The sequence below is a fragment of the Psychroserpens sp. genome, from assembly GCF_034670085.1.
Lineage (GTDB): Bacteria > Bacteroidota > Bacteroidia > Flavobacteriales > Flavobacteriaceae > Psychroserpens.
In genome coordinates, this window is record NZ_JAXMOD010000011.1 from 14,049 (window position 1) to 28,196 (window position 14,148).

At 32.7% G+C, this 14,148-nt stretch carries 14 protein-coding genes and 1 pseudogene; 9 read left to right on the forward strand and 6 right to left on the reverse strand.

The genetic code is table 11. From position 1 onward, the window contains the following. Window positions 1–54 precede the first annotated feature (54 nt). The 5 genes from dapF to VOI25_RS15150 all read left to right on the forward strand — a co-directional run bounded on the left by dapF (window position 55) and on the right by VOI25_RS15150 (window position 4,099). On the forward strand, window positions 55–828 hold the full coding sequence (gene dapF, locus VOI25_RS15130) for a diaminopimelate epimerase (RefSeq protein ID WP_323789931.1): 774 nt from the start codon (window positions 55–57) through the stop codon (window positions 826–828). After that, window positions 828–1,352: a GNAT family N-acetyltransferase gene (locus tag VOI25_RS15135; RefSeq protein WP_323789932.1), complete on the forward strand. Its 525-nt coding sequence runs from the start codon at window positions 828–830 to the stop codon at window positions 1,350–1,352. The genes dapF and VOI25_RS15135 overlap by 1 nt, the downstream gene beginning before the upstream one ends. Window position 1,353: 1 nt before the next feature. After that, on the forward strand, window positions 1,354–2,397 hold the full coding sequence (gene mltG / locus VOI25_RS15140; RefSeq protein WP_323789933.1) for an endolytic transglycosylase MltG: 1,044 nt from the start codon (window positions 1,354–1,356) through the stop codon (window positions 2,395–2,397). Between the two features lie 2 nt (window positions 2,398–2,399). Then, window positions 2,400–3,311 (forward strand): DUF2279 domain-containing protein, encoded by a 912-nt coding sequence (locus VOI25_RS15145; RefSeq protein ID WP_323789934.1) that lies wholly within the window; start codon window positions 2,400–2,402, stop codon window positions 3,309–3,311. 110 nt (window positions 3,312–3,421) lie between these two features. Further along, window positions 3,422–4,099, forward strand: a complete 678-nt coding sequence (locus VOI25_RS15150; RefSeq protein ID WP_323789935.1) for a peptidoglycan-binding protein LysM — start codon at window positions 3,422–3,424, stop codon at window positions 4,097–4,099. A gap of 59 nt (window positions 4,100–4,158) precedes the next feature. On the opposite strand, the gene VOI25_RS15155 is transcribed toward VOI25_RS15150, so the two are convergent. Genes VOI25_RS15155 through VOI25_RS15175 form a run of 5 tightly spaced genes read right to left on the reverse strand, consistent with a single transcriptional unit; the run spans window position 4,159 to window position 7,578 of the window. After that, window positions 4,159–4,701, reverse strand: coding sequence for a mechanosensitive ion channel domain-containing protein (locus tag VOI25_RS15155; protein WP_323789936.1), 543 nt, complete (start codon window positions 4,699–4,701; stop codon window positions 4,159–4,161). A 54-nt stretch (window positions 4,702–4,755) separates the two neighbouring features. Beyond that, window positions 4,756–5,343 carry a Maf-like protein gene (locus tag VOI25_RS15160; protein WP_323789937.1) on the reverse strand — a complete coding sequence of 196 codons (588 nt, stop codon included), beginning with the start codon at window positions 5,341–5,343 and terminating at the stop codon, window positions 4,756–4,758. An 8-nt stretch (window positions 5,344–5,351) separates the two neighbouring features. Continuing rightward, complete coding sequence (locus VOI25_RS15165; protein WP_323789938.1) at window positions 5,352–6,263, reverse strand: geranylgeranylglycerol-phosphate geranylgeranyltransferase; 912 nt, start codon at window positions 6,261–6,263, stop codon at window positions 5,352–5,354. A gap of 36 nt (window positions 6,264–6,299) precedes the next feature. Further along, entirely contained in the window at window positions 6,300–6,830 is a 531-nt protein-coding gene (locus VOI25_RS15170) for an HAD-IIIA family hydrolase (protein WP_323789939.1), read from the reverse strand. Next, complete coding sequence (locus VOI25_RS15175) at window positions 6,820–7,578, reverse strand: Rossmann-like and DUF2520 domain-containing protein (RefSeq protein ID WP_323789940.1); 759 nt, start codon at window positions 7,576–7,578, stop codon at window positions 6,820–6,822. The genes VOI25_RS15170 and VOI25_RS15175 overlap by 11 nt, the downstream gene beginning before the upstream one ends. A gap of 82 nt (window positions 7,579–7,660) precedes the next feature. Between VOI25_RS15175 and VOI25_RS15180 the strand changes: the two genes are divergently transcribed. The 3 genes from VOI25_RS15180 (at window position 7,661) to mscL (ending at window position 11,978) form a co-directional block, all read left to right on the forward strand. After that, on the forward strand, window positions 7,661–8,062 hold the full coding sequence (locus VOI25_RS15180; protein WP_323789941.1) for a group III truncated hemoglobin: 402 nt from the start codon (window positions 7,661–7,663) through the stop codon (window positions 8,060–8,062). Between the two features lie 112 nt (window positions 8,063–8,174). Continuing rightward, window positions 8,175–11,438, forward strand: a complete 3,264-nt coding sequence (gene ccsA / locus VOI25_RS15185; protein ID WP_323789942.1) for a cytochrome c biogenesis protein CcsA — start codon at window positions 8,175–8,177, stop codon at window positions 11,436–11,438. Window positions 11,439–11,534: 96 nt separating this feature from the next. Next, window positions 11,535–11,978: a large conductance mechanosensitive channel protein MscL gene (gene mscL, locus VOI25_RS15190; protein WP_323789943.1), complete on the forward strand. Its 444-nt coding sequence runs from the start codon at window positions 11,535–11,537 to the stop codon at window positions 11,976–11,978. Between the two features lie 2 nt (window positions 11,979–11,980). Here mscL and VOI25_RS15195 read toward each other — a convergent pair whose 3' ends face one another. Further along, window positions 11,981–12,649: an HAD-IA family hydrolase gene (locus VOI25_RS15195; RefSeq protein ID WP_323789944.1), complete on the reverse strand. Its 669-nt coding sequence runs from the start codon at window positions 12,647–12,649 to the stop codon at window positions 11,981–11,983. A 354-nt stretch (window positions 12,650–13,003) separates the two neighbouring features. On the opposite strand from VOI25_RS15195, the pseudogene VOI25_RS15200 reads away from it, so the two are divergent. Further along, a pseudogene (locus VOI25_RS15200) lies at window positions 13,004–14,148 on the forward strand (hypothetical protein); the annotation flags it as partial.

Sequence of the window (14,148 nt, forward strand, 5' to 3'; positions counted from 1 at the left end):
AACGCTCATTTAACACTATAATTATCGTGGCATTATTCCTATATTTGCATCCATATGCAATTGCCATTTTACAAATATCAAGGAACAGGAAACGATTTTGTGATGATTGATAATCGTCAGCAAATTTTCGACAAAAATGATACCAAACGTATTGCATTTTTATGTGACAGACGTTTTGGCATTGGAGCTGATGGTTTGATACTTTTAGAGCCTCATGATACAGCAGATTTTAAAATGGTGTATTTTAATGCTGATGGAAATGAAAGTTCAATGTGTGGTAATGGTGGACGATGTATTACTGCATTTGCAAAGTTTTTAGGAATCATAAATGATAGGGCAACATTTGAAGCTATTGATGGAATGCATGAAGCAAAGGTTGATTTTGATGTTGTACATTTGAAAATGCAAGATGTTTTAGATATTGAAAAACATAGAAACCATGTGTTTTTAGATACTGGATCACCGCATCATGTGCAATTAGAACTAGCGTTGCAACAATTAGATATTAAAACTAAAGGTAGTGCAATTAGATATGGTACGCCCTATAATGAGGTTGGAAGTAATGTTAATTTTGTACATAAAAATGCAAATGACAATTTTTCAGTTAGAACCTATGAACGTGGTGTTGAAGATGAAACATTGTCTTGTGGTACAGGAGCTACAGCAGTCGCTTTAGCGATGCACTTTATTGGTGAAACTGAAAAGAATACAATTGCATTACAAACGCAAGGCGGACTTTTAAAAGTGTCTTTTGAAAAAGCAGATAATGGTTACAAGAATATTTGGTTAATTGGTCCTGCAACCCAAGTTTATAAAGGTGAGATATAATGATTAATCTAAAAGGTAAACATATTTATTTACGTGCTCTAGAACCTGAGGACTTAGATTTCATCTATGCCATTGAAAATGATCAATCCGTTTGGGAAATTAGTAATACGATAACACCATATTCTAAATTTTTAATCAAGCAATATCTTGAAAATGCACATAAAGATATATTTGAAGCAAAGCAATTGCGATTGGTCATTTGTACGCCTGAAGATGTAGCAGTTGGATTGATAGATTTGTTTGACTTTGATTTTAGAAATAAACGTGCAGGAATTGGCGTTTTAATAAAAGATGAAGCGCATCGACAAAAAGGATATAGTAATGAAGCCTTAGAGTTGCTCATTGCGTATTCATCTGGTCATTTAGACTTACATCAACTATATTGTAATGTTTCAGAAGACAACAAAATGAGCTTAAAACTGTTTAAGAATCATGATTTTGAAGTTGTAGGCTTAAAAAAAGATTGGAATTTAGTCAATGGTGCTTTTAAAAATGAATACCTCTTACAACGAATTTTAAAATAATATGTATATCAAAAAAATACTTTGGGCAATTGCGCTTATTGGCTTATTAGTAGCTGCCTATTTTGCATACTTTGTCTATGGAGCCATGTTTAAACCCAATACGGCTTTTAATAATGATGAAGCTTTTATTTATGTGTCCTCTAATGCTTCATACGAAGAAGTGAGAGAGCAGCTAGAACCTTTATTGATTGATATTGATGGTTTTGATGCCTTAGCAACACAAAAAAAATATACCACAAATTTGAAAGCTGGTAAGTACGTCATTAAAAAAGGAATGAGTAATAATGATATTATCAATTCTATAAGAATCGGAAATCAGGCGATTAAACTTTCATTTAATAATCAAGAATCTCTTGAAAAATTAGCAGGTCGCGTAAGTCAACAGATAGAAGCAGATAGTTTGTCCTTATTAGAAGCTATGACAAATCCTGAATTTTTAGCATCCAGCGGATTTTCAGATAAAACGGCTTTAGGAATGTACATTCCTAATAGTTATGAAGTCTTTTGGAATACGTCAGGTGAAGAATTTAGAGATCGAATGCTTAAGGAATATAATCGTTTTTGGAATACCAATAGAAATGCGAAAGCAGAAGCCATTGGATTATCAAGAGATGAAGTTATGGCTTTGGCTTCCATAGTTTATGAAGAATCAAAACAGCCAATAGAGCAACCAAGAATTGCTGGTGTGTATATGAACAGAATAAGAATCGGTATCCCATTACAAGCCGATCCTACATTGAAATTTGCAGCTTATAAATTACCTAAGTATAAAAACACGGTAATTAAAAGAGTTCTTAATATTCATAAAGAAATAGAGTCGCCTTATAACACATATAAATATGCTGGATTGCCACCAGGATTAATTGCTATGCCAGATATTTCTGCTATTGATGCAGTACTCAACTACGAGAAACATAGCTACTTATATTTTGCAGCCAATGCAAAAAAACCTGGTTTTCATAAGTTTGCTAAATCCCTAGCGCAACACAATGTAAACGCCAGAGAATATCAAAATTATTTGTCGTCTCAAGGCATTCACAGATAGGAGTGAAGTGTCGTTGGATACATATTAGTTTTCTTTTTTTAGTATCATTCTGTTCGTTTTCTCAGTCTACACTAGACAACTTTTTAAAACCTAGTGACACCTTAAATACGTCGAGAAGAAATGCAGTTATAATTACCGAAGTGTCTTTAGGAACATTAACATTACTTGGTTTAGATCAATTATGGTATGCCGATTTTCCACGTTCAAAATTTCACACACTAAATGATGCTGATGAATGGCTTCAGATGGATAAATTAGGTCATGTTTTTTCAGCTTACCAATTAGGAAAGGTTGGAGCAGATGTAATGCATTGGAGTGGAGTTAAGCAAAAAGATCAATTAATTTATGGCGCAACTTTAGGTTTTACGTTCCTTACAGCTGTTGAAGTGTTAGATGGATACAGCACAGAATGGGGATTTTCGTGGTCTGATATGGCAGCAAATGCTGCAGGAACTGGATTGTTTGTCGGACAAGAATTACTTTGGGATGAACAACGAATTTTACTGAAATATTCGTTTCATCAAACTAAATATGCTTCACAGCGTCCTGATAAATTAGGTGATGGTTTTTTGGAAGAAGTCCTAAAAGATTACAATGGACAGACTTATTGGTTAAGTGCTAATGTAAATTCTTTTGTAAAATCTAGTAAACTTCCTCAATGGTTAAATTTGGCTTTTGGCTATGGTGCAGACGGTATGTTGACAGGAAAAAACGAATACGTTGATAACTTCTTAATAAGTCAGAATAGACAACGTCAATATTACTTAAGTTTGGACATCGATTTATCAAAAATACGCACAAATTCTAGACTGTTGCGATCGTTGTTTGACGTTTTTAACACGATTAAAGTCCCTTTTCCAACCTTGGAGTTCAACGGTAAAAAGGGGATAAAGCTACATTATATCTACTTTTAACAACACTTTAACTGCTTATTTTCAGTAATTTAAAAAAAGGCTTATATTTGCATGCTGAATTTGTAGGGTGATTTTGCAAACCATTTTCACCATACATAAAGTTAGCAATTATGATGAAAAAAATCAGTAATTATTTTGCTATCCCTCTAGCTATTTGTAGTGTTATGTTTATGGCACTCAAACCGAGCCCTTCTCTAGATGTCGCTATGTATTCGACTGAAGGATTAGAACTAGATTTCACAGTAGAGCACAATTTAGCTTTAACTTCTGGAGTATCAGAAACCCATTTATCAAACCCTTTCCAAAAAAAGCATTCTTATTTTCCGTATTTAGGAAAAACGTATACAGGTTTTAAGGAAGCTGTTGCTTTTAAAGAATCAAGAGGAAATTATTTTACGGTTAATACGTTAGGGTATTTAGGTAAATATCAGTTTGGTGCAGAAACATTAAAATTAATCGGGATTCATAATCCGAACCAATTTTTGTATAATCCTGAATTACAGGAGAAAGCATTTCTTGCAAATGCAGAACGTAATAAATGGATTCTTAGAAAAGATATAAAACGTTTTGGTGGTAAGAAAATTAATGGTGTTTTGATCACAGAATCTGGTATCCTAGCAGCAGCACACTTGGCTGGCCCAGGAAGTGTAAAGAAATTCTTAAGAACTGCTGGTAGTCAGAATTTTTCTGATGCTTATGGTTCGACTGTAAGACATTATATGAAAAAGTTTTCAGGATATGATACGTCTTCAATAATTCCTGACAGAAGAGCTAAAGCAGTGTTGTAAACTACAATACTAATTTTATAGATATAAATCCTTGAAGAATTAAGCTTCAAGGATTTTTTTTAAACAGAATCACCTCCTTCATCAAAAAGATCATCAATAGCATCTTTTTCAACAAGCGTCACTGCTTTTTGTAGCATTAGGTTATTAGGATATGTGACTAAATCACCATTATCTAGTCTTAAATGTAATTGAAATGCTCTAATGTCTTCTATGATGGCTTCTAACGGAAAGTCTTTATCGTGAATTTGAATCTTATCACCAACTTTATATGGAAAATTGAAAAACATAATAATTCCTGAAGTTATATTACTCAAAATGGACCAAATCGCGAATAATCCAATCCCAATGACAGCAAATATTGAAGAAAATAATAAAGTAAGTTCTTTTAACTGAGCACCAAAAACAAAGGCTTCGATAAGTAAAGCAATAAGCAAAAGCGTTACTGAAACATAACGACAAATCAAATTAATTCTCGCATCATTAATGCCGCTTTTTCGGCCTATTTTTCTAACTAAAGTATGGGCTAAAACCCTAACCAGTAAAAGAAACAGAAGTACAATTCCTGTGATGATTAATTCAGTTTGATACGTTTCTAAAAACATAGTAAATCTTTTATAAATCCTTAATTCAAAAGGTAAAGATAAGTTAGAATTGGTTTATTTAACAAAACTGTTTAACGTTTTATAAACTAAATGTGTTGGTAATCCAACAACATTAAAATAAGACCCTTCAATTCTTGTAATCCCGATATGACCTATCCATTCTTGTATACCGTAAGCACCTGCTTTATCAAAAGGCTTATAATGGTCTAGATAGTAATTGATTTCTTTTTCAGTTAGTGCCTTAAACGTAACTTTTGTAACTGCATTAACCGTTTTTTGAGATGACGTTGTTGTAAAGCAAACAGAAGTAATCACTTCATGAGTTTTATTGCTCATTGAACTTAACATATTGAAAGCATCTTTTTTGTTTAATGGCTTTCCTAGTGCTTTATTGTCGTTCCAAACTATAGTATCACTTGTAATTAGGATATCATTTACTTTTAAATCGTTTTTAAAGGGAAGCGATTTTAACTGTGATAAATAATCGCTAATCTCAAAATGTGTCAATCGATTTGGATATTCTTCATCAATGGGTTTCAAGCGTACTTCAAAATCAAGACCTAAATCTTTAAAAAATTGTTGTCTTCTGGGAGAACCAGAAGCCAAAATAAGAGTGTAGTTTTTGAGTTTTTCGCTTAGCATAGATTGTACTATTTCAGAATAATAGGATATAATAACAAAGATAACATTCCTAATAGCATTACAATTTTGTAAACAATACTAATATGATGAAACTGATTTTTAGAAGTTGCACTATAAATTTTGATGGTTGCATAGATTAAAGGTGCTATTATAAAAACTAGAAAATAACCAATTACAATTTGTTGCTTGTATAAGTAGGTTACCAAATAATAAATGACCACAGCAATAGGTAATAAGCCAAATACAAAAGCAATATATTTAGCTCTTTCACGACCAATGACAATAGGCAGTGTATTCATTTGTGCATTGTAATCGCCATCAACATCTTCAATATCTTTTATCATTTCTCGTACTAAATTGATTAAAAAAGCAAATACAGCATAGTCGATCAAAATCTTAAAAATAGTAATTTGCGTGGCTCTGTTACTTTCAGTAATAGCTGGTAATACATCAAAAACGCCAACGATAAGAATACTCATTGCAACTAGTATAGAAATGACTATGTTTCCAATGACAGGAATTTGTTTTAAGAAAGAAGCATAGACATACAAAGTGGCAGAAATAATGACAAAGATGGAAAAGAATGGACTTTTCCCAACACTATGTGATAAGTAAAAACCTAGTCCAACACCAATAACATTAAGAATGAAAAAAAGATTGAAAGCAGTCTTCTCTGAAATATATTTACCAACAATTACTTTGTCTGGTTTGTTTACTGTATCAGTTTCTATATCATAAATGTCATTAATAATATTTCCTGCTGCAGCTATGCAAACGGTAGCTAAAATTAAAAGGGAATAGCCAAGCACATTCAATTTAACATCAATTTGAAAAGGTTCGAATAAAGCAAATCGTATTATAAGTTGAACCAATACAATTAGCACTAAATTCTTATAGCGAATAAGATTTAAAATATACAAGGATTGAATGTTTTACTGGTTTCTTTACTTTGAAAATTAGTCATATTTGGCATCAAAATTACCATCCCATTTATCGTGAACTTTCATAACTTGTTCAATGACATCTCTAACTGCACCTTTTCCACCATCTTTATGAGAAATGTATTTACTAATGGCTTTGATTTCGTAAACCGCGTCTTGTGGACAAGTTGGTAAACCAACCAACCTCATAACAGGTACATCAGGAATATCGTCTCCCATATACAAGATGTTCTCCAGTTTCAAGTTTTTATTTTCGACATATTCGTTGAGTTGGTCTATTTTATTGTGAGCTCCAAGGTAGATGTCTTTAATTCCTAAACCTTCTAATCGTTTTTGAACACCAAGATTACTTCCGCCAGAAATTATGCAAATATTAAATCCAGCATCAATAGCAGTTTTAAGTGCATAACCATCTTTAATATTCATGCGTCTTAGCATATCGCCATTGGTCATAATCGTAACGGTTCCATCTGTGAGTACACCATCTACATCAAAAACAAATGTTTTGATTTTGTGTAGATATTCTTTATAACTTTTATCTTCCATGCGTGTTTTTAATTGATTCAGTTAGCAATTTATAAATAGCCTTGTGATGCTCATTATCTAATGCTTTCAAATGTTTTTTTATGGTCTTCTTATCATTGCGTTTTGCTGGTCCAGTTTGCGCCTTATAAGGTGACATGTGATTCACTTTTTTTGCAGTTTCTAAAATAAGTGGCTTTAGCATATCAAATTCAGCACCTTGAGATTCGGTAATTTCATGAGCAATACGATAGATCTGATTTGTAAAATTATTCACAAAAACGGCTGCCAAATGTAGAGATGCACGTTGGTCACTATTCACGCGCTTGGCATGATTAGAAATACTTACAGCTAGACTTTTTAGCAATTTGTAATCTGTTCTTACTAAAGTTTCTAAACAAAGAGGTACTTCAGAAAAGTCAATAGGAGCAGATTTGGAAAATGTTTGTAACGGATAAAAAACACCACGTCTATTTTTTTTGTCAATATCGTAAGCGCTAACACTTCCAGAGGTGTGAACTACAAACCGATTTTCAAATGGTAGTTGCGACGATAATTCAGCAATTGCATCGTCACTAACTGCCAAAATATAAACGTCAGCCTCAGTTAGTTTAGATATATCGTTTACAGTTTCAACTTTATTTTTATAGGTTTCTATGGATTTTAAACGCCTATTATACCACTGCTTAACAGTAACATCTTTTGATGCCTGAAAAGCTTTATATAAATGCGTGGCAACATTACCAGCTCCTAAGATAACTACTGAAATCATACTGCTAAAATACAATAGAATTGTGACATATAAATTATGTTATTTTGATTTCCCGTTTAGTTTTAAACAATTAACTTTACAGATGATGAAAGCAGACATTAAAAATAGAGAGGATATAGCGAAATTGGTTTCAGAATTCTATAAAAAAGTTAGAGAAGATGCTGTTTTGGGTCCTTTTTTTAATGAAACTATAAAAGATTGGGAGCACCATTTAAATCATCTCACAACCTTTTGGGAGACTAGTTTGTTTATGACAAAAAAGCTTGAACAGAAATATTACGGAAATCCACTTGAAGCACATGTCAAAGTGGATAAAAAGTATAATCATTCGATCACTGAACTTCATTTTGGTATTTGGTTAAATCTTTGGTATCAAACCTTAGATGAGTTATTTGAAGGAGATGTTGTGGAAAACGCAAAACGAAGAGCTCGAAAAATGGGCACGTTTATGTATTTAAAGATTTTTGAAGCTCGACAGAAATAAATTAACCTTATCTTTTTAATACATTTTTGAAAGGATTTCTTTGGATGTAAATGAACTAAAATGGTTACCTTTGCACAGCTAAAAAAGTTACTGAAAAATTCAAACGAAAGCTATGCTAAAAAAAATTGCCAATATTCTTTTCTCAACGCGTCTCACTGGTATTTTATTTATAGTTTTTGCAGTAGCAATGATTACTGGTACTTTTTTAGATGCTAGTCAAGAAACATCGCCTACACCTTATACGAGATACTGGATTTATAATGCTTGGTGGTTTGAACTAATCATGGTATTATTTACGATTAACTTTATTGGTAACCTGTTCAGATATCGACTATACAAGAAGAAGAAATGGGCAACATTAACATTACATTTGGCGTTCATTTTTATATTTATTGGAGCCGGAATTACACGTTATATTGGTTATGAAGGTTGGATGCCCATCCGAGAAGGAGAAACAACGAATAATTTTTTAACACGCGATATTTTTGTTACAGCTTATATTGATGGAGATTATGTTGTTGATGGCAAAACACAACGTAAAGTTGTTAACGAACGTGTTGATTTTTCTGAACGATTAAAAAATGACTTAGTAATTTCAAGTGATTATAATGGGACTCCAGTGACGTTAGCTGTAGAAAAGTTTATTAAAGGAGCAGAGATAGATGTTGTTCCTGATGAAAACGGAGAGTCCTATTTAAAAATTGTAGAATCTTCAGGAGGCGAACCTCACAATCATTTTTTAAAAGATGGAGAAGATCAACTCATTCATAATTTAGTTTTTACACTTAATAACCCTAAACAAGGCGCCATTAATATTACTACTGACGACGCTAATGGCATTTTTATAGAATCACCATTTGATGGTGATTATATGACCATGGCAACTAGAGCTACTGGTAAGCTGGTTAAAGATTCCTTACAACCATTAATCTTAAGGTCAAGATATCAAATTGCAAATCTATCTATGGTCTTCCCAAAGCCTGTGGTTCAAGGAGAGTTTGAAGTTGTTAAACGCTCTCAAATGTTAAGAGGAAGTGAAGATGGTGTAGTTATTAATGTGTCTGCTAACGGTGAAACAAAAACAGTCAATCTGTTGGGCGGACAATATATTAGCGGACAATTTGAGCAAGTCAATGTTGGAGGTTTAGATGTTGCCCTTAAATATGGTGCTATGGTAAAAGAGTTGCCATTTAGTATCAAGTTAAATGATTTTAATGCTGACGTATATCCTGGTACAGAAGATAGCTTTTCATCTTTTGAAAGTCTTGTGACTGTAGTTGATGAAGAGCATGGTGATTTTGACTACCATATTTTTATGAATCATATTTTAGACCATAAAGGCTATCGGTTTTTTCAAGCGAGTTTTGATCAAGATTTAAAAGGTACTAAGCTGTCTGTAAATCATGATCAATGGGGAACTTGGATTACCTATTTAGGGTATATGTTATTGTATTTTGGATTGATGGCTATTCTTTTAGATAAAGGGACACGATTCGCTGATTTGAAGCGTTCACTTGAAAAAGTTAAAGACAAAAAATCTGCACTTATTACCATTGTGTTTTTATGTTTTGGTTTGGCAGGTTTCTCACAAGAACATTCGGCAGATGATGGCCATAATCATGGTAGTGAGGTTAAAATTGTAAAGCCTACAAAAACGCAGATTGACTCTGTGATTAGAGCTAACATTACACCTAAATTACATGCTGATACTTTTGGAGAATTGGTTGTTCAAGATTACAGTGGACGAATGATGCCAATGAATACTTTCGCTTCTGAAGTTTTAAGAAAAGTGAGTAAAAAAGATCACTACGAAGATTTCGATCCAAATCAAGTCATGTTGTCTATGCAAGAAAGTCCATTGTTTTGGTATAATGTTCCAATCATTTATTTAGCCAAGCGAAAAGGCGATTCTATTAGACATTTAATTGGTGTTGATGAAAGTAAAAAGTATGTTGCACTAACCGATTTTTTAGAAGAAGATGGAAGTTACAAATTAGGACCTTATTTGGAAGATGCATACAAAACGCAAGTTCCAAATGGTTTTCAGAAGGAATTTAAAGAAACAGATCAACGCATTAATTTATTGTTTAATACAATTGAAGGTCGTTCATTAAAGATTTTTCCAATTCCAGGTGATGAAAAAAACACATGGATTTCTCCAGTTGAATACAGAGAACAATTTGAATCTAAAGTCAACGATACTATTTATGGTAAGTTTATTGAAAATAGTTTCGGTTATTACCTTACCGAATTATATAAAGCCAAACAAACTGGAGATTATTCGACGGCTAATAAATTGCTTGAAGGTTTTAAAAAGAATCAGCAAAAATTAGGGAGTAATGTGATGATTTCTGATGATAAGGTAAAAGCTGAGATTCTTTACAATAAATACGATATTTTTAAGAAGTTATTTTCGTGGTATTTGTATGCTGGAGGTTTATTGTTTATATTACTTATAGTTCAGATATTTAAAGACAAGAATAAGACCATAAGCTTAATAATTAAGGGACTTAACATCGTTATCTTAGTTTTATTTTTATTGCACACTGCAGGACTTATAACACGTTGGTACATTTCTGGTCATGCGCCTTGGAGTGATGCTTATGAATCTATGATTTATGTTGCTTGGGCCACAATGCTTTTTTGTTTTTTACTCTCAAACTCGAAAGGGCATAATTATCTTTCCATTTTATATGGTATTCTAGGAGGAAAGAATACATCTTATTTAACAACGGCAGCTGGTGCTTTTGTAACATCTATGCTTTTAATGGTTGCTCATTTGAGTTGGATGGATCCTGCAATTGCCAATTTGCAACCCGTTTTAGATAGCTATTGGCTAATGATTCACGTTGCAGTAATTGTTGCAAGTTATGGGCCGTTTACCTTAGGAATGATGTTAGGTGTAACAGCTCTGTTATTGATGATTTTAACAACAGAACAAAATAAAGATAAAATGTTGCTCAACATTCAAGAGTTGACTATAATTAATGAAATGGCATTAACTGTGGGTCTTGTTATGTTAACCATTGGAAACTTTTTAGGAGGTATGTGGGCAAATGAAAGTTGGGGAAGATATTGGGGTTGGGATCCTAAAGAAACTTGGGCTCTGATTAGTATAATGGCGTATGCATTTATTATTCATATGCGATTGATTCCTGGTTTAAGAGGTCGTTTCGGTTTTAATTTCGCATCTATAATTGGAATTGCGTTTATAATATTCACCTATTTTGGAGTTAATTTTTACCTTTCAGGATTACATTCTTATCAGTCTGGACAGCAAATCTTAAGTTATCAGTATATCGCTGGTGTAGTAGTTGCAGTAGCGCTTCTAGGGTATTTTGCTTATAGAAAGTACGTTAAGTTTTACAAGAAATAATTGCCGAAAACCTTTACTTATTTATCACTTCTTTAAAATTGTTTTTGCAATGCAATTGAAATACCTTTGGCTTTTTATAATTCAAAATAGAATCGTATGAAGTTTTTTAAGGAGTTCAAAGAGTTTGCAGTAAAAGGAAATATGATGGATATGGCCATAGGTATCATCATAGGAGCAGCTTTTAATAAAGTGATTGATGTATTGGTAAAAAAAGTCTTTATGCCACCATTATCTTTGATGACCGATGGACTTAATTATCAGGATAAGAAATATGTTCTAAGAGAAGCTGTTGCAAATGCTAATAGTGAAATAACCGTTAAAGAAGTTGCTATTGAATATGGTATTTTATTTGAAACATTTCTAGATTTTTTCATTATCGGAATAACCGTTTTTTTAGTTGTAAAAGGAATGAATAGGTTAAGAGATAAAGCTCAAGATCCAAAGAATAAAGTCGTCGCAACACCAAAAGAAATTCAACTACTTTCTAATCTTACAGAACTAATGGAAGAGCAGAATGCTTTGCTAAGAAATAAGTCCTAGAATTAATTTGCTTCACTAAGTAAATCACTTAGTTTATGATATTTTATTTCATTAAAATTGTCAATAATCACATTTGCTTTTGAATAATCTTGTCCTTCAGAATGTGGACTTTTAAAAGCGATACAAAAAATGTTAGCAGCTTTTGATGCTGTTATCCCATTTGTTGAATCTTCAATTACAAAACATTCATTTGGATTATGTTCAGATAATTCAGCAGCTTTAATGAAAATTTCAGGATGAGGTTTAGAGGCTTCTAAATCGGCTCCACTAATTTTTGCTTTAAAGTATTTGTCTAAATCGAATCGCTTGAAAATTCGATTAATGTTTTCCATGGATGCAGACGATGCTAATACTAATGTCATACCGTTAGCATGATAATCTTTAATTAGGTCTAAAACACCATCAATTAATGCCAAACTTGTATCGGTATCAAATAAATACTTAAAGCGATCACGTTTAATTCCAACCAATGTATGAGGTGTGAGTGGTAAATTAAAATGAGAGACTAAATGTTTGCAGATTTCAAAAGTAGATTGCCCAGTAAATGAGGCATATAAAGCATCAGAAACTTCAATATTAACATCATTAAACATTTGATAATATGCACTATGGTGAAGTGGCTCAGTGTCTACAATAACACCATCCATATCAAATAAAACTGCTTTAAACATAAAATTAGTTAGTTGGTTGATACGAATATAAATAAAAGAGTGCTGATAATCAATACCTTTAGAATACAATTGTTAAGGCGCATTTATGTTCGACGAAGTGTGTGTGTTATTAATTTAAATGAGAATCACTCCTTTTCTGTTTTCAATTCTTTTAAAACCTCTTGAATTGTAGTTTCTTTCGTATAAGTAAAGTGTTGAATATCAATACAAAGAGTTAATCAGCCGTTTGGCGATAAAATTCTATTAACAAGTGGTATATCAGTAATTTTACATCTCCCTCATTGATTGGTAGCAGTTATTAAGTCATTTCTCCACAGATGTTTAGACTATAATATTAACTCAATACAATGAAGTATGAAGAAGTTCTATATTTTTTGGTGTTTAGTTGTAGTAAGTTTTATAACTAATTTTTCGTTTGCACAGTCAGATATCTATGAAAGTTATGCAATCTTAGATGTAAATGGCAATGGAAATACATACTATGACTTAAACGTCGATACAGGTAATCCAGATTTTGAAGGGACCAATTTAGGAACCTTTATCCCTTCTAATAGTTTAGTTCTAAATGGTGCACAAAACCAAACTTATAAGTGTGGTACGCACAATATTTTAAATAGTTATATTGATTATAGAATTTATTTATCTGGTAATACTCCACCTGCATTTATAGCTTCAGAAATACTATTTAATTCGGATGATGGAACCTCAAATTTTTGTACGAACACAAGTATTGATCAAACATGGGAATCCTCAGGCGCAAATATTAACGTGTTAAATGGTTTAGTTTCCGGTGATTATATACTTGAAATTTACACAAGGTCAGATGCTGATTATAACGGTGATAATATTTCAGATAATACATATTATATAAGTAATAGTGGAGCAAATTATAAAGCTACCTTTCGAGTTGATAATCCACCAACAGCACTTTGTTCCATTTATGCAACACAACTTGATTCAAGTGGAAATGTTTCGATTTTGGCTACTGAGGTTGATGGCGGAAGTTCTGATGACTTCGGAATAGCAAGTATGACTGTGACTCCAAACTCTTTTGATTGTGGTGATATAGGAAACAATACAGTAACCTTAACAGTTACAGATACTATCGGACAAACAAGTACATGTATTGCAACGGTATTTGTTCAGGATACTACGAATCCAACGGCCTTATGTCAGAACACAACAGTGGTTTTAGATGCTTCAGGAAATGGTAGCATTACAACTGCAGATATTAATAATGGATCAAACGATGCCTGTGGCATTCAGTCCTTATCTTTAGATCAGACGAGTTTCGATTGTAACGACATCGGAAACAACACAGTGACCTTAACAGTAACTGACAATAACGGAAATGTTTCAACGTGTACAGCAATTGTAGATGTTCAGGATACTACGAATCCAACGGCCTTATGTCAGAACGCAACAGTGGTTTTAGATGCTTCAGGAAATGGTAGCATTACAACTGCAGATATAAATAATGGATCAAACGATGCCTGTGG

Excerpts from the sequence above, each read along its gene's own strand:
- VOI25_RS15155 (WP_323789936.1), bottom strand. The coding sequence starts at position 4,701 with ATGTTTTTAGAAACGTATCAAACTGAATTAATCATCACAGGAATTGTA.
- dapF (WP_323789931.1), top strand. The coding sequence starts at position 55 with ATGCAATTGCCATTTTACAAATATCAAGGAACAGGAAACGATTTTGTG.
- mltG (WP_323789933.1), top strand. The coding sequence starts at position 1,354 with ATGTATATCAAAAAAATACTTTGGGCAATTGCGCTTATTGGCTTATTA.
- VOI25_RS15150 (WP_323789935.1), top strand. The coding sequence starts at position 3,422 with ATGATGAAAAAAATCAGTAATTATTTTGCTATCCCTCTAGCTATTTGT.
- ccsA (WP_323789942.1), top strand. The coding sequence starts at position 8,175 with ATGCTAAAAAAAATTGCCAATATTCTTTTCTCAACGCGTCTCACTGGT.
- VOI25_RS15170 (WP_323789939.1), bottom strand. The coding sequence starts at position 6,830 with ATGGAAGATAAAAGTTATAAAGAATATCTACACAAAATCAAAACATTT.
- VOI25_RS15135 (WP_323789932.1), top strand. The coding sequence starts at position 828 with ATGATTAATCTAAAAGGTAAACATATTTATTTACGTGCTCTAGAACCT.
- mscL (WP_323789943.1), top strand. The coding sequence starts at position 11,535 with ATGAAGTTTTTTAAGGAGTTCAAAGAGTTTGCAGTAAAAGGAAATATG.
- VOI25_RS15175 (WP_323789940.1), bottom strand. The coding sequence starts at position 7,578 with ATGATTTCAGTAGTTATCTTAGGAGCTGGTAATGTTGCCACGCATTTA.
- VOI25_RS15160 (WP_323789937.1), bottom strand. The coding sequence starts at position 5,343 with ATGCTAAGCGAAAAACTCAAAAACTACACTCTTATTTTGGCTTCTGGT.
- VOI25_RS15180 (WP_323789941.1), top strand. The coding sequence starts at position 7,661 with ATGATGAAAGCAGACATTAAAAATAGAGAGGATATAGCGAAATTGGTT.
- VOI25_RS15195 (WP_323789944.1), bottom strand. The coding sequence starts at position 12,649 with ATGTTTAAAGCAGTTTTATTTGATATGGATGGTGTTATTGTAGACACT.